Source organism: Mycobacterium sp. 012931, assembly GCF_000419295.1.
Lineage (GTDB): Bacteria > Actinomycetota > Actinomycetes > Mycobacteriales > Mycobacteriaceae > Mycobacterium > Mycobacterium marinum.
The window spans coordinates 3,692,404-3,712,631 of sequence record NZ_AOPX01000001.1; the positions used below are offsets into that span (position 1 = coordinate 3,692,404).

Here is a 20,228-nt window from a genome sequence, read left to right on the forward strand (position 1 = left end):
CATTCTCACCCCCAGGTTTGAAAGAAGTGGCCCTCACGATAGGGCCATCCTGGGGCAATATCTGCAGGTCAGATGCATCGCACGAAACTTGAAAGACGCCCGGCAGCCACCGTCGGCGGTGCCGTCTCAATGCTGGACCACCACCTGCGGTTACCCGGAGATTTTTTCCCGCGGCCGTCTCAAGTCCGAGAAACGCGAGAAGAGCTGACAAAAGCCGAATATGGTTCTGTTTCAAACCGGGCAGTGGTCCCGCCATGGCCGGAACCGGCACCTCACCCTGCTGACACGTCTCGCCCGCACCCATCAATTGCGAGAAAGCTACCCGCACTGATGAAAGGGCTGAGTCGCGGATGCCTTCTCACGACGAGAACAAACCGAAAAACCGGCGGTTCGACAGAAAGGACGGCCCACTCAAATGGCTGGTAAGAATTGGATTGTCGGAGACCGCAGCGCCGTCGCCGCCGAACTGATCTACGACGCAGCCGCCGAGTTGATCGCAAGCGACGGTACCCGTCGAGCCACGAATGCCGGGGCAGTTCCGCAACCGCCGGCAGCGACGGGTGTGCACCCACCTCTGCGGACAGGTCAAACAGGTGCATGGCGATCTGGACGCCACCGACACCATCGGTGAGCGCGTGGTGGAACTTGCAGATCACGGCGGCACCACCATCTTGGAGGGAATGCCGGGGCAGTTCCGCAACCGCCGGCAGCGACGGGTGTGCACCCACCTCTGCGGACAGGTCAAACAGGTGCATGGCGATCTGGACGCCACCGACACCATCGGTGAGCGCGTGGTGGAACTTGCAGATCACGGCGGCACCACCATCTTGGAGGCCCTCGATCAGCGTCGTCTCCCACAGCGCCCTGGCCCGGTCGAAGTCTTGCATCTCGGCCAACCGGGCCATCTCGAGCACATCCTCGAACGTCCCGGCTCCGGACACCGTCACCCGCCGCATGTGGTAGTCCAACTCGAAGTCGGCGTCCGGCTCCCATCGAGGCGGAGCGGGTGGCGGGGATTCCACCACCCGCTGCCGAAACATCGGCATCTCACGGCTGATCAGGTCGAACCGCTGGCGAACCTCATCCCAATCCGGAGATCGATCCAGCAACAAGACCGTGACGACGGTGGATCGAAGGCGCGGATCGCTTTCCATCGACCAGGTAAACGCGTCGCTTTTGCGCATGAATTCGGTCATGTTGACTCCACGCACAAAACGTACGCCAGTCCGTGACCGGGGTCACTAGCGTGTTGGCCGCCAATGACTTTGGCCCCCATGAATTGGGGCCGTTAGTCGACCCCCGGGTCAGGCGCCCAGCACCCGCCGGGTGTAGTCATTGAGAAAGACGCGGTTGGGATCCAGCCGGTCGCGGACCGCGGTGAAGCGGTCCCAGGCCGGATAGCGCTCCCGCAGGCTGGCAGCCCGTTGATAGTGACGCTTGCCCCAGTGTGGCCGGCCGCCGTACTCATCCATGATCGCTTCGACCGCCCGGAAGTAGGTCTCGAATTCCATCCCGGTGTACTGATGCACCGCGATGTAGCAGGTGTCCCGCTCGTAGGCGGTGGACAGAAACGCATCGTCGGGAGCGCTGAAGCGGACCTCGAGGGGGTACATGATCGGCAAGTCGCGACGGCGCACGACCTCGATGACGCGGCGAACCGCCTCCCGCGCATTCTCACGCGGAATCGCGTACTCCATCTCGGTGAATTTGACGTTGCGCGGACTCGGGTAGACCTTCCAACCACGATCTTGCACGCTCGAGGGCGACATCAAACTCGTCAACAAACGATTCAGTTTCGGTGCTGTGCTGGGGAACTGCCGACCGGTCCGGCAGACAAGGCCTAATCCAACGTTTTCGAATTGGTCCCCCACCCGACGCCTCCACTCGGGTACGGGCATGGGGGGCTCTTCGCTGCGGCGCGTGGTCCGTGTCAGCGCCGTCTCGGCATAGGGAAACACGAAAAACTCGAAGTGGTCGTTGTTGTCGACATGCTCATCGAGCCGCTCGAGCGTTTCAGCGAGGGGCTTGAGCTCGTCGTCACGATGCAACGTGAACAGCGGCACTACCTTGAGGGTGAGCTGCGAAATCACCCCGAGAGCGCCGATAGACACCCGTGCTGCCAGATAGTCATCACCCTCGGATAGCTCTAGCACCTCACCGCTGGCGGTGACCAGTCGTAGCGCAACGATTTGCGCTGACACGTTGGCGAAGCGGGCTCCGGTCCCATGCGTCGCGGTCGCGGTCGCACCGGTGATGGACTGCTTGTCGATGTCGCCCTGGTTTTCCAGCGCCAGACCGTGCTCTGCGAGCTGCGAAAAGAGTGGACGCAGTTTGGCCCCGCCCTCGACAGTGGCCAGACCGGCCTCGGGATCCACGTTGACGATCCGCTGCATCCCGGCCATGTCGACCATCACGCCGTCAGTGCATGCGCAGTCGGTGAACGAGTGCCCGCTGCCGACCGCGCGCACTCGCTCGCCGCGCTGGCCGGCTTTTGCGACAAGCTCTGCCAATTCGGCTTCCGAAGCTGGCCGGACAATCTCCGACGGCGCACAGTACTGCTCGCCGGCCCAATTTCTCCACACAGTTTTCACCGCGCCAACTCCCTCACTACCGACTCGGCCACGGTGACCGCGTGTGCCACCGTCTCATAATTGACGTTGTCCGGCGTATCGGACATCTGATGGTAATTCGACAGCGCTTTGTGGCGGTCGATCGACGAGAAGCACGCCGTCGGGTAACCCGCCCGGCTCATGATCACGGCGTCGGTGCTGTTGCGAGAGCGCATGCCGCGCCGCAGCGGCGCCTCGGCCCGGTCGGCGGCACGCGCCACCAGGTCACGGAATGGCCGGTGGTAGTAATCCTCCATAACCGTGGTGCCTTCACCTTCGAGCATGATGAGTTCGGGCGAGCCGATGGTGTCGAAATTGAGGAAATACGTGTGGTCCCGGTCCAGTTCGGGCTTGTGGCGGGCGACAAATCCGTAAACGCCACCCTGCAGTTGTTCTTCGGCGCCCAGCGACACCAGTAGCACCCGCACGCCCGGCACCGGTCGCTCGCGTAGCCGCTCGGCGAGGGCAACAAGCAACGCGACGGCCGAGAGGTTGTCGTTGGCCCCGGGCACGATTGGACTGCGAGCGATGTCGGTGAACGCCGCTACTCCGATCGCGCTCATGGCTGCGCCCGCGATCATCGTTTTCCGGCTACCGCGCCAAGCACCGACACCGGCGACGATCGGCGCCAAGATTGACGGCCACCAGTTCGGTAGCGAGGTGTCGATGCGCTCGACGATCCCCGGGAACCGCTCGACAAAGAAGCGTTGATAGCCCGGCTCAAAGAACTTTCCGCTGTGGGCGGCGTCATGGTGGGCGCACACCACAACCGTCTCCTGCCCGTCTAGGTCTCCGGCCTCGGCCACAACATTCCAAGTCGTTCGCCGCTGTTGGAGCGACTTGCGTGCGATGCGCACCCCGTTCGAGCAGTCATCGGCGATCGCCAGTCCGGCTCCCACGCCAGCCAGCGCGGCAATGCCGCGCAGCCGCCGACTGATCAGCCCGGCGGCGGCCGCGCCGACCCCAACCGCCGACAATCTGGCGTGTAGCTGCGGATAGCCGTCGTAGAACTGCTCCTCTTCGATCCGTGCATGTTGGGCCCCAGCCGCATCAAGCCAGTCCACGATGCGCAGTGCCGCCTCGTGCTCACCCGGGTCACCGGCCGCTCGCTCGATCGGTGCCAGCGTCTCGATGATCGTGCGCATCGTGGCAAGCTCGTTAGGCAGTACCGTGATCGGACTCATTGCAGCTCCTTATCGCGCAATTCGTAAGCGAGGCAAACCTTTTCCGGCGCCGAAGGCTATTGGCTCTTTAGAGAAATGTGCGTCCCTCACCCCGGTAGGTCGGGACGACGTCGACGACCTGCGCGCCACGAACCAGATACAAGCGATCGAATCGCTCACAGAGTTCGCCGGCCTTGGTGTGGCGGAAGTAGACCTTGTCGCCAACCTTGAGCCGTCGCGCCGCGCGGCCCGACAGCGGTGTCTGCACCTCGCCGGTGCCCTCCATCGGGTCGAGCTTCAACCCGCTGGGCAGATAGGGGCTGGGCATCCGGTCTTTTGCTCCGACTCCGCTGGCCAGGTAGCCGCCGCCGAGCGCGGTGACGGTCTTGGCTCCGGGTCGGCGGCATATCGGCAACGCAAACATCGCCGCTGGCTGCAGGGAGAACGCCGAGTAGGAGTCAAACAATGTCGGCGCGTAGAACCCGGAGCCGGCGGTCGCTTCGGTGACCGCGGACTCGTGGGCGACCAGTTGAAGGTCTCCGGTGCCGCCGGCATTGACGATCTCGAGTTCAGCGACCTCGCTGACCAGTTCAACGGCGCGAACGCGGCGTTCGCGCAGCTCTGCGAAGGATTCGCGCTGCATCCAGCGCACGATCGCGTTTTGGGCGAATTTGCCTGCCACCTGGTCCCCGAACCCGGCGATGTGGCCTTCGTAGGACATGAGTGCGACCAGTCGCAGCCGTGGCCGCCGGGCGATCTCCAGCGCAAGCTCGCGTGCTTGTTCGGGGGTGTGCAACGGGGAGCGCTTCGGGCCGACCTTGACCCGTCCTCCCGCTCGCCAATAGCCGGCGTCGAGGTCCAGGCACAGCCGAACCGGCCTGTCGGTTGCTCGGTCGATCAGGTCGAGGTGTTCGACGCTATCGACCATGACGATCGGCGCCCGCGCGGGGTTTTCGGCGGTTAGCTCGCCCAGCTCACGCAGCCCGGTGCGATCGGTTGTCGGATAGGCAAGCAACAGGTTGTCGAAGCCCTGTCCGGCCAGCCAGAGGGTCTCGGCCAGCGTGAAGGTCATCAGACCTTCGAATCGTGGGTTCGAGTCCAGGATTTCGCGCTGCAGCGGCCTGCATCGCAATGACTTGGACGCTGCCCTGATGGGCTTGTCGCCCGCGCGCGAAAGCATTTGGCCGGCATTGCTCCACATCGCGTCGAGGTCGACGAACGCAAACGGCGCATCTTGGTCGGCAAACGCTTCCTCGTACCGCTGCAACCGATTCTGCTCATCTAGCCTGGCCATCTCGTCCGAGCGTTGCTCGCGACCCACCTCGTGCACGCCGCCACCCTACTGAACGTGGCCCACGCAGGGACAGAGGATCGGCCATGTTGCGCCCAGGGATCACCGGATATGCCACATTGTGTGCGGATCGCCTGCGAATTTGCGCAGCCATGTGCAAATTTCCCTTGAATTGCTGCCGGCGGCGTCCGTGCGCGCTAGGGAAGTCCGTTCGACCCGTTCTGGCCGAAGATGAAACCGCCGCTACCGCCGGCGCCACCGGCCGCGCCTCCGGTGCCGTCGCCGCCGTCGCCCCCGTTGCCGATGAGCACCGCACTGCCGCCGGTACCACCGAAGCCCGTGCCCCCTGGCGCACCGTTGCCCCCGGCACCGCCGTTGCCGAAGAACAGCGCACCCGAGCCGCCGGCACCGCCCGCTCCCTGGCCGCCCGCGCCGCCATCGCCGCCGGCTCCGCCATTGCCGAAGAACGCCGAGGCCGCGCCACCCTGGCCGCCCGCGCCGACGCTGGTGCCCCCGCCCGCGCCACCGTTTCCGCCGGTACCGCCGTTGCCGAAGATCAGGCCGCCGTCACCGCCGTTGCCGCCGGTGGCATACAGCGCCCCGTTGGTGCTGGTGGCCCCACCGTTGCCCCCGGTCCCGCCGACCCCGAAGAACAGCCCGGCTCGCCCACCATTGCCGCCAGTCCCGCCCACCGGCTGGGTTGTCAACGGCACCGCTGCGGTTTCACCGGCACCGATACCACCACCGCTGCCGCCGGTGCCGCCGAAACCAAGGAACTGGGCGTCACCGCCGGCCCCACCAAAGCCCCCTGAGCCGGCAAAACCGTTGGCGACGACGCCCGTGCCTCCGGAACCACCGAGGCCACCGTTACCGCCGGCCCCGCCCGTGCCGAAGATCCAGCCTCCCGGGCCGCCTACGCCACCGAGGCCACCCACCCCGCCGTTGCCCCCGTCATTGCCACCGCTGGCGCCATCGCCCCCGATACCGCCGTCGCCGCCGGCCGCTCCGTTGCCGAACAAACCAATTGCGCCGGCATCGCCGCCGGAGCCGCCATGTCCACCGGAGCCCGCCCATGCCGCCATATCCGCCGATGGTCTCGGTCGTCGTGTCGCTAAGCCCACCGGTGCCACCGGCACCACCGAAGCCGATCAGAGCCGCACCACCGCCGCCGGCACCCCCGGTCCCGCCAACGCCGCCCGCCGACAGAATGGTCTGCCCGACGCCGGTGGGCGGCGCCACCCCGCCGGTTCCGCCGGCGCCACCGGCACCTCCGTAGCCGTAGAGCAGGCCTGCCCCTCCACCGTTGCCGCCGTTTCCGCCGCTGGTACCCACAAACCCGGCTAGCGGAGCGCCGCCGCCGTTGCCGCCGGCCCCGCCGGCACCGCCGTTGCCCCACAGCAGCCCGCCGCTGCCGCCGGCCCCCCCGTTGAATCCGTTGACACCCGCGACGGTGGAGTCTCCCCCGGCTCCGCCGGCACCGCCGTTGCCCCAGAGCCCGGCACTCCCGCCGTTGCCCCCACCCTGATTGTTGGCGCCGGACCCGCCGTTGCCGCCGTTGCCGTACAGAAACCCGCCATTACCACCGCTTTGCCCGGTTCCCGGCGCCCCGTCGGCGCCATTGCCGATCAGCGGCCGGCCGAACAGCGCCTGGGTCGGTGCATTGATCAGGTTCAGCGCGTCCTGCAGGGGTGAGACGCTGGCCGCCTCGGCCAGAGCGTAGGAACCCGCTCCCGCATTGAGCGCCTGCACGAACTGCTCATGAAACAGCGCGGCCTGCGCACTCAGGGACTGATAGGCCTGGGCATGTGCGTCGAACAACGCCGCGACCACAGCCGATACCTCGTCAGCGCCAGCGGCGCGCACCGACATCGTTGGGGCAGCGGCGGCGGCATTGGCCGCGCTTATCGATGAGCCAACGCTCGCCAGATCGGTAGCCGCCGCAGCCACCATCTCTGGCGCTGCGATGAGATACGACATCAGTGACCTCCCACCACGTCACACAGACCCGGCAGCCGCCCGGTCGCCATCGAACCCTCGGCAAGGGTATCGCTATCAAGTCAGCACACCCCGCATTTGCGGGTGACCTATCAAGCGTTTCGCTCGATGGCGCCGGAACGTTTCAGCCGGCCGCACTTCCGACGCTTCCGGGAACGCTGCGCAGCAGCTGAGACCATCAGGTGGCGTTGGTTTGGGCCTCCGCGAATTCGCAAAACGCGGTGTAGGCCCGCGCGCCGTAAATCGTGGCCGGTCCGCCGTGCATCAAGATGGTGACGCCGATGGCCTCAGCGGCTTCCTCCGGAGTGGCCCCGGCGCGTGCGGCAGCCTGCGCGTGGGAGGCAATGCAGCCGTCACACCCTTCCACTACACCGATCGCCATCGCCATGAGCTCCTTGACCTTGCGGCTGAGGGAGCCGTCGGCGAAGGCGGCACCACTGAGCGCCGCGAATCCCTTGTAGACCTCCGGGATCTGCTGACGTAGCGCCCGGTGTTGGGGCCGCAATTCCTCGAGAACCTCGTGATGGTGCTGGTCTGACATAGCTGTATTACCCCCCTTGGGTGTTAGGCGGAATGGGTGGACTCGGATCGACGGTCACACTTGCGACGGATTAGCGACGCTGGAATTCTCCAATTCGCCGATGACCGCCTTCAGCTTGCCCGAAACCTCTTCGGCGATCGGCACCAGCATCGGTTCGCCGGTCACGTCCGCCATCATCTGGGGATTCATCGCCTCGATGATGATGGTTCCGTCCCGCTCGGGGTCGGCCCGCACCACGACGTTGCACGGCAACAGCGTGCCGATCTGACGATTGACCCCGATAGCGCGGTGGGCCAGGGGTGGGTTGCAGGCGCCGAGGATCAGGTAGTCCTCCATGTCTTCGCCAAGTTTGGCTTTCAGCGTTTCCTTCACATTGATCTCGGTCAGAACGCCAAAGCCTTGCCCGGCCAGCGCCCCGCGGGTGAGTTTGACTGCCTCGTCAAAGCTCGTGTGCAGCGTGGTCGACAACGCAAGATTCATTACCAGTGCCTCCCTATCCTTCGTTAACGCTGTTCAGGCCAGCGCCAGAAACAGCTTTTCCAATTCGGCTTCAGTCAGTGGCGGTGCGCCGTCGGCCGTGGCGCCCAGCGCGCATTCCCGCAGCCCGGTCGCGACGATCTTGAACCCGGCGCGGTCCAGGGCGCGTGATACCGCGGCAAGCTGGGTAACCACGTCTTTGCAGTCGCGGCCCTGTTCGATCATTGAGATCACTCCGGCAAGCTGCCCCTGGGCACGGCGCAACCTGTTCAGCACGGCAGCCATGCTGTCCTGATCACCAATCACGATGAGTCCTCTCTCGTTGAGCGTTACCGCCATAGTACCCTGGGGGGTATAAAACAGCCAGTGGCTCGATGCGGGGAATAATACCCCTATGGGTATCAGTTGTCCGAGTGGGTATCCCCGAAAGAAAGGACACACAATGCCTACCGTCAGCCTCAACCACGACACCTTCGAGTCGACCGTCACCGATAATTCTCTTGTTCTGGTTGACTTTTGGGCCTCCTACTGCCGCCCCTGCCACGCTTTCGCGCCAACCTATGAACGATCGGCGCAGACTCACCCCGACGTCGTACACGCCAAGGTTGATACACAAGCGGAGCCAGCGCTGGCGGCCGCGGCGGGTGTGCGCTCAATTCCGACGGTAATGGCGTTTCGGGACGGCGTGCTGGTCTATAACCAGCCCGGTGCCATGCCCTCGGCCGTCCTCGAAGACCTGATCGGCCAGATGAAGTCACTGGACATGGACAAGGTGCACGCCACGATCGCCGCCCGCAAAGCCGCCACGGCGGGGTAGCCGATTCGGCCGCGACCATAGACCATGTACGCCCGGGGCGGTCGCGGGCTTGCCGGTCGGCACGCGTTACGCGCGCGCCAGCAGCCAAGCCCGCCCGTCACCTTCACCCGCGGCGATCGGGTCGAGTTCGGCAAACGCGGTGGACAACTCACCGGGGGCGGCCCGGTACGTCCCCGCAGCGGCGCCAACCTCGCTCAAAGCGACCAGGGCGACCAGCCCGCCCGGGGCCAGACGCTCGATAATGGCCGCGTCGAGGCGGCGGTCACGAAAGTTGTGACACACGATCAGGTCGACAGGCGGTCCATCCGGCAGGCCGTCGTCGAGGTCGACAACGTCGAAGCGGCATCGCACGCTAACCCCACTGCGCTCAGCCAAGTCTCGCGCCTGGGCGATTGCCACAGGGGAAATGTCGAGCCCCAAGACATCCAGACCCCGGCGGGGCAACCAGACCGCCCCGAGCCCTTGTCCACACCCCAGATCGAGAGCCCTGCCCGCGGCGGGAACCAACTTCAGGTGAGCCTGTAGCAGGGCCGGCGGACGCACCGCGCTCACCGCTGCGGGCCCTAGGCTCGCGTAGCGCCGGTCCCAGCGACGGCGGTCGGACTCGGCCACACGCGCCACCATACGACGACCGCGACAACACCGGTGAACCTGAGCGGTGGCCGAACACCCCGGGTAACGAATGCTCAGGCGGTCCGCCCGCTCCGCAGTTCTGGACATATGTCTACTTATGGACTGGGCGTTGACGCCCCTGTCGCCACGGATCAGGACCGGCACGTCCAATTAATCACTTGGCAATAGCCTGAATAGCCGATCCGCTCAAGTTTCGGGGTGACATTGTCGGGCGAGCCCGGATATTCCTACACTGGACTCGTGTCTAGCGATAACGCCGATCCACCCGATGCCGGCACCGGCGCACCCGTGCCGGCGGGGCGCCGATCGGATCGGCGGCCGGCGCAGACCATCCGCAAGGTGCTTGAAGCCGGATTGGACGAACTCCGCGCAACATCATTCGCCAACCTGACGATGCGCGCGGTTGCGGCTCGCGCCGGGGTGTCGCCGGCCAGTGCCTACACCTACTTTCCTTCGAAGAGCGCTCTGGTGGCGGCGGTCTACCTCCGGCTGCTGCGCGACCTGCCACTGCATACGGATGTCAACGACACCACCAAGACCCGGGTGAGCGCGACCATGCGGGATATGGCGATGGTGGTGGCCGACGAACCCGAACTGACCGCCGCCTGCGGCACCGCGTTGATGGCCGACGATCCGGCAGTGCAACCGCTGCGCGCGCAGATCGGCGAGGAAGTAGCGAGGCGGATCGGCGCCGCGCTGGGACCGGGTTGGCCACGCTCGGTCAAGTCGACCCTGCAGATGACGTTTTCCGGCGCCCTGATGACCGCGAGATTCCTCAGTTACGAGGAGATAGCCGGACAACTTGACGAGGCGGTGAACCTCATCCTCGGCGCGGCCATTGCCTGAAAATTACTCGGGCGCAGCGCAATCCGATCGTGGCTTCCGATCACAGATGTGGCAGCGGATCGTGCCGTCGACGGGCATTCGAAACCCGGCCTCCGCGGGCGAGAATGAAAACCTCAGCGGGCGCCGGAGTTCTCTAGGTAGGCGACAATGGCGTTGGTCAGCCCGCGGCGCGCCTCATCGAGGTCTGAGTATGTCCCCAGCTGCTTCTCGGAGGTGATCCCACGCATCGCACCCGGGATGAAGGCGGCCACTTCTCGTACCCGATTGGGGTCGACCTCCAAGCCGGCGAATGCCTTCTGGCAGGCCAAGGCCCAGCTGCGCTGCCACGACGACAGTTCGGCGGCCGTGCGCGGATAGTTTCGTTCGAGTTCGTCACGATTGTTGGGCAGTGCCCTGCGCAATGTCTCGATGGCCCGGGAGTGAGTGGACGTCAGCCCCTCGTACAAGGTGTCGATGATGGCGGCGACTCGCTCCGGTAGTGGGCCGCCGGAGACGGCATTCGACGGCAACTCCCCACGCCGCTCGGCCGTGCGATGCAGCACCGCTGCCCAGAACCCGTCGATGTCGCCAAACTGGTACTTCACCGCGCCCCACGTGGCTCCGCATTCCTTGGCGATGCGATTCGCCGAAGCCGCGCCCGGGTCACCAGAGGCCAGCGAGCGTAGCGCCGCCTCCAACATGCTCTCGCGCGTCGCATGTCCGCGTCGGTTTGTACGCCGTCCCTGCACGCCCAGATCTGTCATTCCCGGCATGCTAGTGCTCGCATTCTGCCGCCACGCGGGCGCCACACAGCAGCCACGAAATCCAGCCAACAGATTCGCTCAGCGACCTTCGTGTGCCAGGATCCGCACGGATACCCGAAATTCGCCGAACACCGGTTTGCCAATGATTACGACGAAATTCCCCACCAAACCGTGCGTAGCCGTATCCGGGCACTACCAGCACGAACCCGGCTTATTTGCGCTCGCGGTTTGATCGATCGGCCGAGTTCGGAGATCCTCTACGAGCTGAGGTTGAGCACCACGCTGATGAGGAGTCGCTATGGTGGGTCTGGCGGAGATTGCGCTGAACACGGCGCCCATATTCGGTGGCGCACTGCTTGCCGTTTCGGCCGGTCAATTCAAGCGCCCCGACTACCGGGCAATAATCAAGCAAGACATGGACCTGCTGGATCGGCTTCCACCGGATGCCACCGAGCGGCGCGCGGATCTGCAGCGCACGATCGATTCACGCATCGATGACCTGGTGAACATATCCCAGCGCAACCGCGCGCTGCGTCAGGCTGCCGCGTCCTACCAGGGCAATTGGCGAGATCTGGTGCTCCTGCTGTGTGTGGTGCTCTTCACCTTCGTCTGGTGGGGCGTTAGTCATAGTCGAGCCAATTGGCTGCCGACATTCATCGCGCTGATCGTGCTTTCCTGTGTAGCGGCCGTCTACGCGGGACGCGGTGTGCTTCGGGCCATAACCTCGCTGCTGGCACGTGGGCAAGACCAAGCCTGACGAGCGGGCGCATCGCCACCGGTCACCGCGATGGAGCCTTCAGTACCCGCGGCCGCCAAAGGTTTCCAGCATCTCGAGCGCCGCGTCGATCCCGGGCTGGATCGTCGGCCCGTAGTGGCTGACCAGTTGTGCGAGCGCGCGGGCGATGTGCGGACCGACCGCCCCCGCGGCCAGCACCTGCTCGGCCAACACGATGCCGTTGACCAGATGAGAAGCGCTTAGCCGGCCATCTGAGGTGACCTCGTAGCGCCAGTCGCCGATCAGGATTCGTTCCGGTTCCGATCGAAAGAATCCGCGCCGGGCCGGGGTGAGAACGACCCCCGGAACTGCGCAAAAGACCTTGACCACCATCCCGACTCCCCCCGGGCCGGCCAACGCTGCCCCCACGGCATCGCTGACCCGTTGCTGGTCGTACCCGGTCATCAACCACTCATCGGCAGAACGAATGACGGCGTGATGCTCTGCGGTTCGCCGCTGCGACGCACTGCCGTTCCGGCCACATAGAACTCCACCGTGTGATGTCCCCACGCATAGTTGGAGATGGCGAAGTGCACACCCACGACTCCGGAGGCGCCGTCCCGTTCCGCCTCGGCCTGCATCCGAGACATCGCAAGTTCGCGGGCCTGGTAGCTGCCCTGAGTCCATTGCGGCATCTCGACGTTGCGCCCAACCTGGCTCAGCGTCTTCAAGAATCCTTGGACCGCAATGTGGAACACGCAATTGCCCATCACGAATGCCACGGGCGCGAATCCCGAACGCAGCAGGGTCGTCAGGTCCTGGCCGGACAGGTGGCTGGTAAACGCTTGTCCGTTGGGGCGCCGAAAGGCCCCGGGCTTGGCGGTGTAGCGGACAGCGGTGCCGACGGCGATGAATTCGAGATGTTGTCCTTCACCCTGATGGCGCCAGTCCAGTCGGACCCCGACAATTCCGTCCGCGCCCAACGCATCGGCTTCGGCCTGCATCCGCGACATTGCGTTCCAGCGGGCGCGATAGGTCGCGTCGGTCAGCACCGGCAGCTCCGATTGCTGTCTGATGCCGGTGAACTGGTAGCCAACGTGGTAGACCGAAACCCCCATCACGAGTTCGATCGGTTCAAACCCCGCCCCGTGCAGGAGGGCGAACTCGTTGATCGACAAGTCAGAGGTGAAGACCTTTGCAGCGTGGGACAGCCGCTCCTTGGCGACTGGGTCGAGCTGGTTGGGTTGCATGGTCAAATACCCTCCTGCGGTCCCGGACAGCGTAGCCGCAGCGGCGCATCGCAGACGCGTTATCTGCGACTTGGACGAGGGTGTCGGTGAGTGCTTGTCGCCACCGGCCGGATGCAGGCCGGTCAGCTATCGAATCGGCGACCGATCAGACGTCGACAAGGTCGATATCTGCGCACCGGACGTCGCGACATTCGAGCAGTTCTTTCAACGCATCCGGGAATCCGTCGGCAAGACCCCACAGGTCAGGGACCAGGTCCGGGCAGGAGATGAGGCCAATGCCCAGTTCACCGTTGAGCGACATGACGGTGATGTTGAGTCCAGCACCCCCCAGGATCGGGCCGAGCGGACACATCGCGTCGACCCGGCAACCCAAGAAGTACAACTGACTCTGCGGGCCTGGCACATTCGACAGGATCAAGTTGTAGGCGGGACTGCGGGATATCGGAATGCGAGGCAGGATCGAGAACATGGTCGGGCCGCCGAACTGAGTCCAATCGTGCAGGAGGGTGGGGCCCACCGCTGCGGTGTGATCTTTGGCGGCGGCGTTCCCTTTGGCGATGGCACGAATGCGTTCCGCAGGATCGCTAATCTGGCTTGCCACCCGGCAGAACATCCACGTGGTTTGGTTACGTCCGGGCCGGTCGGACTTCTCGTGCACCGATACCGGCACGGTCGCGACCAGCGGCGTATCGGGCAGTTCACCGCGCTCCAGCAGGAACCGGCGCAAGACCCCCGCACACAGCGCCACCACCACGTCGTTGACGGTCACCCCGAAACGCTGCTTTACCCGCTTCACGTCGCGCATGTCGAGCTGGGTGAACGCGACGTTGCGATGCCGAGTGACGTTGCCGTTGAACGGCGTCGGTGGGGCCGAGAACGGTGCGGCCATGGTGCGGCCTTCGCGAGCGCGTAGCACCGTCTGAGCCAGCGTCCGGATCGTTGCCGGCACCACCGTGGCCAGCCGTAGCGGGCGCAGCGCAAACCCCATCAGTCCGCTCGTGGCGATCTGCAACGGATGCCCAGGGCCGGCACCGCGGGCCGGCAGGGGTACCGGCCCGTCGGCCTGAAAGCTGCACAAGTGGGCCAGCAGGTTGGCTCCGGCAACCCCATCGACTACCGCGTGGTGAACCTTGAGCATCACCGTCACCGAGTCATTCCGGGCTCCGCCTTCGATCACCCACATCTCCCACAGGGGACGATCCCGGTCCAGCGCAAGTCCCGCGATATGGCCACACATCTCGGCTAGTTCGCGACGGCCTCCGGGCGCTGGCAGCCCGACCCTGTGTACATGGCGGCGCAGCTGAAAGCCTTCGTCGTCCACCCATACCGGGTGATCGAGGTTGAGCTGGGTATCGGCGAGCTTCATCCGAAACTCCGGCACCGCTTGTAGGTGTCTGGCCAGGGCGGCATGAAACCGCTTGTACCGGTAGCCGCCCGGCATGGTCGAAGTGTCCAGCTCCAGCACGCAACACACGTTCATTGGTTGCGCTGGAGTCTCCAGATAAAGGAAAAACGCATCAAGTCCGCTCAATCGTTCCATGGCCGCCCCGCCCGACTAGAGTGATTCACATCTTCCGCCCCGGAAATGCTCGTACGCGCAGACGCTGGGAAGCGTGCAACTACGCTCCCGTACAAGACATTTGGAGTTGATCTCGTATCGGTGCGCGCCACACTGCGCGCCCCGTTTGGTGAGCACGACATGACGATCTTGCGGTGGCGCCCACCCATCCCGCTCATGCCCGCTCATTGGTCTTTCCCACACTGAGCGCGTAATAAACATCGTCTTTGGGTCTTTGGCCGAAACCACCGGCGAGGCTCGGTGGGGGCAACCTTCGCCGGTGGCCGCTCCCGCGCGGACAACGCCCGCTAGTCCGTGTCGAGCAGCCGGGCGTTGATCATGGTGTGCAGGTCCTCGACCGGCCACGGCGGATCGGCCCGATGATCGCGCCAGCCCAGGACCCGTGGCGTCGGACGGTCGAAGGTGCCAACGAATCCTCCTGAAGCAACGAAGATCTGACCCGTGATCCCGCTGGCCAGATCGCTGGCCAAATAAGCATACAGCGGCGCGACGAAATCGGCCGGCGGCGCATCGAGGGAGGCCTGCCTAGTCATCTCGTCGAGCAGTCCACGGCGATGGAGTTCGTTGATATGCGCTTCATAGTCCGGGCCGCTGGACAGCCGCGTACGCGCCCCGGGGCAGATGACGTTGGCACGTACACCGCGCGCTTTCAGTTCTGCCGATATTGCCAGGGTCAGCCCGTTGACGGCCGCTTTGCCCGCGGGATATCCGCTGCCCCCGTAGTCGCCGAGGAACGCAACCGAACCCGTGTTGATGATCGATCCGTGTCCCTGAGCGGCCAGCACCGGCGCGGCGACCCGGCAGGTGTGGAATACGGTGCCCAGATGGGCTCGAAGCAGACCATCGAATTGAGCCGGACTGATGTTGAGGATCGAGGAGCCGGGCGGCTCGGCGATGCCCGCACAGTTGATCAAGGCGTCTAGTCGTCCGAAGCTGGTCATGCACCGATCGACCAGTGCATTTGCCGTGTCTTCGTGGTCCGCCGCGCCGGCGATGCCGGCGGCGCGACCGCCCGCGGAGATAACCGCCTCGGTTGCGTCACGTACCGCGTCCGGCTCGCGTCCACTGATCACCACGCCGGCACCGAGTCGGGCCAGCAGTTCGGCGACGGCGCGTCCGATGCCGCGGCTGCCGCCGACCACGACAACGCCCCGTCCGGCCAGGAGGTCTCGGTCGGTCATCGGTTCCCCGCAATCCGCTCAGTCCAGCGCCGGGCTGTCCATCCTCGAGATGACGACTCGAGGGGTCGCCTGCTTCGCGTCGTGACTCGCGCTGAACCGGCAACGACGGTTCTCGGCCACGTAGCAGGAATACTAAGAGCCCGACGGAAGCGCCTTGCCCGGGCTAGCTTGGGACCGGCGCGGCACGCTGCCGTCGTCTCACACCTGAGCCTGGCGAACGGAGCTTGCCTTGAAGAACACCTGCACGTTGGCCGCCACCTTGACTGCGACGGTGACGCTGGCCGCAGCCGCGCTGGTCGGCTGTAGCAGCAATACGGAGTCATCGCCGTCATCGTCGAGCCAGTCGAGCCCCTCGAATGCGAGCAGCGCAAGTTCGGCGGCCACCGCCGCGCCGACGGATCCGGCCGATTATGCCCGGCTGCTGATCCAGGCTTCAGAGATCGACGCGCCCGAGGCATTCACCGCTAGCCCGCCCGTGCGAAACCCGGATGGGCGACCCGGCGTCTCCACGAGCTTCAGCAACGACGACCGTAGCCACGTCATCAATGACACCATCTGGGTCCTGCCGGATCCTGCCGCCGCGACCAGTGCGCTCGATCAGCGCAAGAACGCCCTGGACGGCATCGTCACAGGAACCCCCGATCCGTTCGACGTCGGCGTTGGCGGGATCGCAATCACCGGGCTCTCACCGGACGGGACAAAGGGGGTGACGGTGCTGCTGTTCACCCAAGGTCGGGCGTTGGCCGAGCTGGAATTCGATGGGCCGGCCGAAATCCCGGCGCCACCCGAGTTCGTCACCGACGTGGGCCGCAAGCAAGATGCGGCGATCAAGAAGGGCCTCACCGGCTGAGCGGTCCCAATACCGCTCAGCGCGGGGCGGACACGGACCAACGAGCGCGCCCACCAACACCGCCGCCGTGCTCCCCCGCTCCCGATGGCGCGCTTTCGGCGTCGGCCCGAAAATCGTGAATTGCACTATCAAGGCGGCCATCCCGGGGTGAAGATATCCCTATGAGCGCACCGCGCGACGAACGGGACATCCCTCACTTTGTCTACGCGGAGCTGCCGATGGCTACCGACCGGGGACGCGGATGGGCGACCTTGCGCGACGCCGGCCCGGTGGTGATCGGCGATGGCTTCTATTACCTGGCCGGACGCGACGATGTGCTCGATGCGCTGCGCCATCCCGAGGTCTTCTCGTCCAAGCGTGCCTTCGACATATTGGGCAGTCCATTGCCGCTGGTACCACTTGCGTTCGATCCACCCGAGCACACTCGATTCCGGAAAGCCCTGCAACCGTTCTTCAGTCCACATGCACTGGCCGCCATGCTGCCGTCACTGCAAGCGCAGGCGATCGAGATCATCGACGCAATCGCCGCCGGAAGCCAGTGCGAGGTGATCACGGAGCTGGCGATCCCGTATCCATCACAGGTGTTCCTGACGTTGTTCGGCCTTTCGCTGGCAGACCGGGACCGCTTGATCCGCTGGAAAGACGCCATCATCGCCCTGGGCCTGCTCGCCAGCCTGGACGACGCTGACCTGACTCCCGCACTCGAGCTCACGAGCTACCTTGTCGACGCCATTGCCGCCCACCGCCGGCATCCGGGTACCGACATTCTGTCTCAGGTGCTCCTCGGCGATGACCCACTCGATGACAGCGAGGCACTCGGGCTCAGTTACGTCTTCGTCCTTGCCGGCCTGGACACCGTGACCTCCGCGATCGGGGCAGCGCTGCTCGAGCTGGCTCGGCGCCCGCAATTGCGCCAGCTACTTCGCGAAAACCACGGTCAAATAGCAGTTTTCGTTGATGAGATCGTCCGACTCGAACCTCCCGCGCCGGTTGTTCCGCGCGTCACGACCCGAGAAGTCAACATCGCCGGCGCGAAGATTCCAGCGGGTTCGAGGGTGTGGTTGTGCCTGGGTGCGATCAATCGCGATGGCAGCGACGCCACCTCGGTCAATGATGTCGTCATGGACGGCAAGGTGCACAAGCACTGGGGCTTCGGTGGCGGCACCCACCGCTGTCTGGGCTCGCACCTGGCGCGGATGGAGCTGAGCCTGGTGATAAGTGAATGGCTGCGCCGGATACCCCAGTTTGAATTGACGTGCGGGTACACGCCCGAGATCGATTGGCCATCGGCAACTCTCGGCCTGTCGACGCTGCCGCTGCAGTTCACCTCATAGCTGAATCCGCCGATGTCGACCCAGCGGGTGGTGTCGAAGAAGGAGAGCATCGATGAGTAGGCCGCTCACTGTCATGGCTGCAATCGCGGCCCTGCTCCTGTCGGCCGGCTGCGGCGGATCCAACTCGCCATCGGCTGACGATGCAGCCTCGACCGGGTCCGAGAGCCAGGCCGCGACGCCGGCCAGTTCCACCGAAGCCGCCGCAGCGGGCAAGGTCAATACCCGCTATGACGACGCCCAGACACCGGATGCGGAGCAAGGTCGAGGGCTCATGATGGACGCAAAGCTCTTGGAAGCGGTGGCGGCACAGGTCAACGACACCTTGAACCTGCCCTACGACATCACCGTGGTCGGCAAGCAATGCGGTGAACCCAACGACTATTGGGATCCCAGTGTCAATGAGATACAACTCTGCTACGAAGACATCCAGCAAAGCGAGCAGCGGTTCGCCGGAAGCGGCAACCCGGACTCGACGACCGCCGCGGTGGACGCGACGACTTCGGGTTTCTATCACGAGCTGGGCCACGCCACGCTCTCCATCTACGAGCTGGCATTCACCGGTCGTGAGGAGGATGTCGCCGACCAGCTCTCGGCTTTCATGTTGCTGGCCCCCGGGGCAGACGGAACGCCCTATCCCAATGGCGTCCGCATCGCGACCAACACGGCGCAGGATTGGCGGCTGAGCGCAAAAGAGGACGGCGATGCCAACGATCTCCCGTTCTGGGATGGGCATTCGATGGACATCACGCGGATGTACAACTGGGAGTGCTGGATCTACGGCTCGGATACGACAGCCAATGCCGGCATCGTCACTTCCGGCGATTTGCCGGAAGACCGCGCCGGCAATTGCGAGGACGAGTTCCAGAACATGTCGAAAGCGTGGCATCAGATGCTGGGCCCGCACCTGAAGAAGCCCAGCTGATCCGTAGTCCCCGGCACGACCCGAGTAGATTTCACGGACAATTCAGATGGCCGTCGGCTCCGCATCGTTGATCGCACACAAGGGCCGGTTTTTCTCACGGGTATGCGTGTGGTTCAGGTCGCCAACTTCTACGGACCACGTTCGGGTGGCCTGCGAACGGCGGTCGATCGGTTGGGCGCCGAATACTGCGCCAGCGGGCACGAGGTGTTTCTCATCGTGCCGGGGGCGCACACCGGGCAACGCCGCTTGGGCACCGGTGTCGTACGAATCAGCTTGCCCGCCAAGCTAATTCCGCTTACTGGCGGCTACCGCGCGGTGATGCCGGGACGGGTGCGGGAGCTGTTGGGCGCGCTTGATCCCGACGCCGTGGAGGTCTCCGACCGGCTCACGCTGCGATCGCTGGGATGCTGGGGTCGCGAGCGTGGGATCACGACGGTCATGATTTCCCATGAGCGCCTAGATCGGTTGGTGGGTCAGGCGCTTCCGCACCGCGCCGCACAACGGCTCGCCGACTTCGCAAACCGGCGTACCGCCGCCAACTACGACACCGTGGTGTGCACCACGGCGTTCGCCCGCGAAGAATTCGATCGCATCGGCGCGACCAACACCCTCACCGTGCTCCTGGGCGTGGACCTGCAGACCTTTCACCCGCGTCGGCGCTGCCCGCTGGTGCGCCAGCGTTTCGCCACACCCCGGCAGCTGCTGTTGATCCATTGCGGCCGGTTGTCAGTGGAAAAGCACGTCGATCGCAGCATCGGGGCACTGGCCGCGCTGTGTGATGCGGGCGTCGATGCACGGTTGGTCATCGTTGGAGAGGGCCCGCTTCGGGCCAGGCTGCAGCGCCAGGCGGCAGGGCTGCCCGTCGACTTCACCGGATTTGTCACCCACCGCGACACCGTCGCCCAGCTCCTGGCCTCCGCCGATATCGCGTTGGCGCCCGGCCCGCACGAAACATTCGGGCTTGCCGCACTCGAGTCCTTGGCTTGTGGCACACCGGCCGTGGTGTCGCGCACCTCGGCCCTCAGCGAGATCATCACCACCGACAGCGGGGCATCGGCGGACAACGACCCCGCGGCGATCGCAGCCGCGGTTCGCACCATCGTCGGTTGGCCTGAGCGGCAACGCCGCAGCTCCGCCAGGCGCCGCGCCGAGATGTTCACTTGGCAGGTGGCCGCCGCCGGGATGCTAACCGCCCTGGACGCCGACGCACCAGGGTGCTGTGGCGGCGGGGACGCTGCCAACCGCGCGTGCTGATGCCCGCCGCCCGTGGCTGTGCCGAAAT

Annotated in this window: 21 protein-coding genes and 2 pseudogenes; 7 read left to right on the forward strand and 16 right to left on the reverse strand. The window is 65.2% G+C overall.

What is annotated here, in order from left to right:
* Positions 1-272: 272 nt before the first annotated feature.
* The 9 genes and pseudogenes from MMSP_RS29885 to MMSP_RS16330 form a co-directional block, all read right to left on the reverse strand.
* On the reverse strand, positions 273-692 hold the full coding sequence (locus MMSP_RS29885) for a wax ester/triacylglycerol synthase domain-containing protein (RefSeq protein ID WP_369797357.1): 420 nt from the start codon (positions 690-692) through the stop codon (positions 273-275).
* Positions 666-1,196 (reverse strand): annotated as a pseudogene (locus tag MMSP_RS26905) (wax ester/triacylglycerol synthase domain-containing protein); the annotation flags it as partial. The pseudogene MMSP_RS26905 and the gene MMSP_RS29885, both read right to left, overlap by 27 nt.
* A gap of 108 nt (positions 1,197-1,304) precedes the next feature.
* Positions 1,305-2,591: a D-arabinono-1,4-lactone oxidase gene (locus MMSP_RS16300; protein WP_012394368.1), complete on the reverse strand. Its 1,287-nt coding sequence runs from the start codon at positions 2,589-2,591 to the stop codon at positions 1,305-1,307.
* Positions 2,588-3,793 (reverse strand): M28 family metallopeptidase, encoded by a 1,206-nt coding sequence (locus tag MMSP_RS16305; RefSeq protein WP_020787515.1) that lies wholly within the window; start codon positions 3,791-3,793, stop codon positions 2,588-2,590. The genes MMSP_RS16300 and MMSP_RS16305 overlap by 4 nt, the downstream gene beginning before the upstream one ends.
* Before the next feature lie 67 nt (positions 3,794-3,860).
* On the reverse strand, positions 3,861-5,102 hold the full coding sequence (locus MMSP_RS16310) for an amino acid deaminase/aldolase (RefSeq protein ID WP_020787516.1): 1,242 nt from the start codon (positions 5,100-5,102) through the stop codon (positions 3,861-3,863).
* A gap of 158 nt (positions 5,103-5,260) precedes the next feature.
* Positions 5,261-7,040 (reverse strand): annotated as a pseudogene (locus tag MMSP_RS16315) (PE family protein).
* Between the two features lie 196 nt (positions 7,041-7,236).
* Positions 7,237-7,599 carry a carboxymuconolactone decarboxylase family protein gene (locus tag MMSP_RS16320; protein WP_011740968.1) on the reverse strand — a complete coding sequence of 121 codons (363 nt, stop codon included), beginning with the start codon at positions 7,597-7,599 and terminating at the stop codon, positions 7,237-7,239.
* 54 nt (positions 7,600-7,653) lie between these two features.
* Complete coding sequence (locus MMSP_RS16325; protein ID WP_012394364.1) at positions 7,654-8,079, reverse strand: DUF302 domain-containing protein; 426 nt, start codon at positions 8,077-8,079, stop codon at positions 7,654-7,656.
* A gap of 33 nt (positions 8,080-8,112) precedes the next feature.
* Positions 8,113-8,382: a metal-sensitive transcriptional regulator gene (locus tag MMSP_RS16330; protein WP_011740966.1), complete on the reverse strand. Its 270-nt coding sequence runs from the start codon at positions 8,380-8,382 to the stop codon at positions 8,113-8,115.
* Between the two features lie 136 nt (positions 8,383-8,518).
* Between MMSP_RS16330 and MMSP_RS16335 the strand changes: the two genes are divergently transcribed.
* Positions 8,519-8,893, forward strand: a complete 375-nt coding sequence (locus tag MMSP_RS16335) for a co-chaperone YbbN (protein WP_015355447.1) — start codon at positions 8,519-8,521, stop codon at positions 8,891-8,893.
* A gap of 66 nt (positions 8,894-8,959) precedes the next feature.
* On the opposite strand, the gene MMSP_RS16340 is transcribed toward MMSP_RS16335, so the two are convergent.
* A complete protein-coding gene (locus MMSP_RS16340; RefSeq protein WP_036427342.1) occupies positions 8,960-9,505 on the reverse strand; it encodes a bifunctional 2-polyprenyl-6-hydroxyphenol methylase/3-demethylubiquinol 3-O-methyltransferase UbiG in 546 nt (181 codons plus the stop codon).
* A gap of 261 nt (positions 9,506-9,766) precedes the next feature.
* Between MMSP_RS16340 and MMSP_RS16345 the strand changes: the two genes are divergently transcribed.
* Positions 9,767-10,372, forward strand: coding sequence for a TetR/AcrR family transcriptional regulator (locus MMSP_RS16345; protein ID WP_051153695.1), 606 nt, complete (start codon positions 9,767-9,769; stop codon positions 10,370-10,372).
* A 113-nt stretch (positions 10,373-10,485) separates the two neighbouring features.
* On the opposite strand, the gene MMSP_RS16350 is transcribed toward MMSP_RS16345, so the two are convergent.
* Complete coding sequence (locus MMSP_RS16350) at positions 10,486-11,115, reverse strand: TetR/AcrR family transcriptional regulator (RefSeq protein WP_012394360.1); 630 nt, start codon at positions 11,113-11,115, stop codon at positions 10,486-10,488.
* Between the two features lie 298 nt (positions 11,116-11,413).
* Here MMSP_RS16350 and MMSP_RS16355 point away from each other — a divergent pair, with 298 nt between their 5' ends.
* The gene (locus tag MMSP_RS16355) at positions 11,414-11,872 is read left to right on the forward strand and encodes a hypothetical protein (protein ID WP_012394359.1); all 459 of its coding nucleotides are present in this window, start codon (positions 11,414-11,416) and stop codon (positions 11,870-11,872) included.
* A 39-nt stretch (positions 11,873-11,911) separates the two neighbouring features.
* Here the strand turns inward: MMSP_RS16355 and MMSP_RS16360 are convergent, their stop codons facing one another.
* The 5 genes from MMSP_RS16360 to MMSP_RS28635 all read right to left on the reverse strand — a co-directional run bounded on the left by MMSP_RS16360 (position 11,912) and on the right by MMSP_RS28635 (position 16,224).
* Positions 11,912-12,295, reverse strand: coding sequence for a DUF5073 family protein (locus tag MMSP_RS16360; RefSeq protein ID WP_011740961.1), 384 nt, complete (start codon positions 12,293-12,295; stop codon positions 11,912-11,914).
* Positions 12,295-13,080 carry a heavy metal-binding domain-containing protein gene (locus tag MMSP_RS16365; RefSeq protein WP_012394357.1) on the reverse strand — a complete coding sequence of 262 codons (786 nt, stop codon included), beginning with the start codon at positions 13,078-13,080 and terminating at the stop codon, positions 12,295-12,297. The genes MMSP_RS16360 and MMSP_RS16365 overlap by 1 nt, the downstream gene beginning before the upstream one ends.
* A 145-nt stretch (positions 13,081-13,225) precedes the next feature.
* Positions 13,226-14,620, reverse strand: coding sequence for a wax ester/triacylglycerol synthase family O-acyltransferase (locus MMSP_RS16370; protein WP_020787520.1), 1,395 nt, complete (start codon positions 14,618-14,620; stop codon positions 13,226-13,228).
* Positions 14,621-14,946: 326 nt separating this feature from the next.
* On the reverse strand, positions 14,947-15,840 hold the full coding sequence (locus tag MMSP_RS16375) for an SDR family NAD(P)-dependent oxidoreductase (protein ID WP_012394355.1): 894 nt from the start codon (positions 15,838-15,840) through the stop codon (positions 14,947-14,949).
* Positions 15,841-16,038: 198 nt separating this feature from the next.
* Complete coding sequence (locus tag MMSP_RS28635; RefSeq protein WP_020787521.1) at positions 16,039-16,224, reverse strand: hypothetical protein; 186 nt, start codon at positions 16,222-16,224, stop codon at positions 16,039-16,041.
* Between MMSP_RS28635 and MMSP_RS26175 the strand changes: the two genes are divergently transcribed.
* From MMSP_RS26175 to MMSP_RS16395, 4 genes are all read left to right on the forward strand, one after another.
* Complete coding sequence (locus MMSP_RS26175; RefSeq protein WP_085981915.1) at positions 16,133-16,690, forward strand: hypothetical protein; 558 nt, start codon at positions 16,133-16,135, stop codon at positions 16,688-16,690. The two genes, MMSP_RS28635 and MMSP_RS26175, sit on opposite strands and share 92 nt — an antisense overlap.
* Positions 16,691-16,851: 161 nt before the next feature.
* Positions 16,852-18,024, forward strand: a complete 1,173-nt coding sequence (locus tag MMSP_RS16385) for a cytochrome P450 (RefSeq protein ID WP_020787522.1) — start codon at positions 16,852-16,854, stop codon at positions 18,022-18,024.
* A gap of 52 nt (positions 18,025-18,076) precedes the next feature.
* Positions 18,077-18,946 carry a DUF4344 domain-containing metallopeptidase gene (locus MMSP_RS16390; protein WP_012394352.1) on the forward strand — a complete coding sequence of 290 codons (870 nt, stop codon included), beginning with the start codon at positions 18,077-18,079 and terminating at the stop codon, positions 18,944-18,946.
* A gap of 102 nt (positions 18,947-19,048) precedes the next feature.
* Positions 19,049-20,200 carry a glycosyltransferase gene (locus tag MMSP_RS16395; protein ID WP_020787523.1) on the forward strand — a complete coding sequence of 384 codons (1,152 nt, stop codon included), beginning with the start codon at positions 19,049-19,051 and terminating at the stop codon, positions 20,198-20,200.
* The last annotated feature ends 28 nt before the right edge of the window (positions 20,201-20,228 follow it).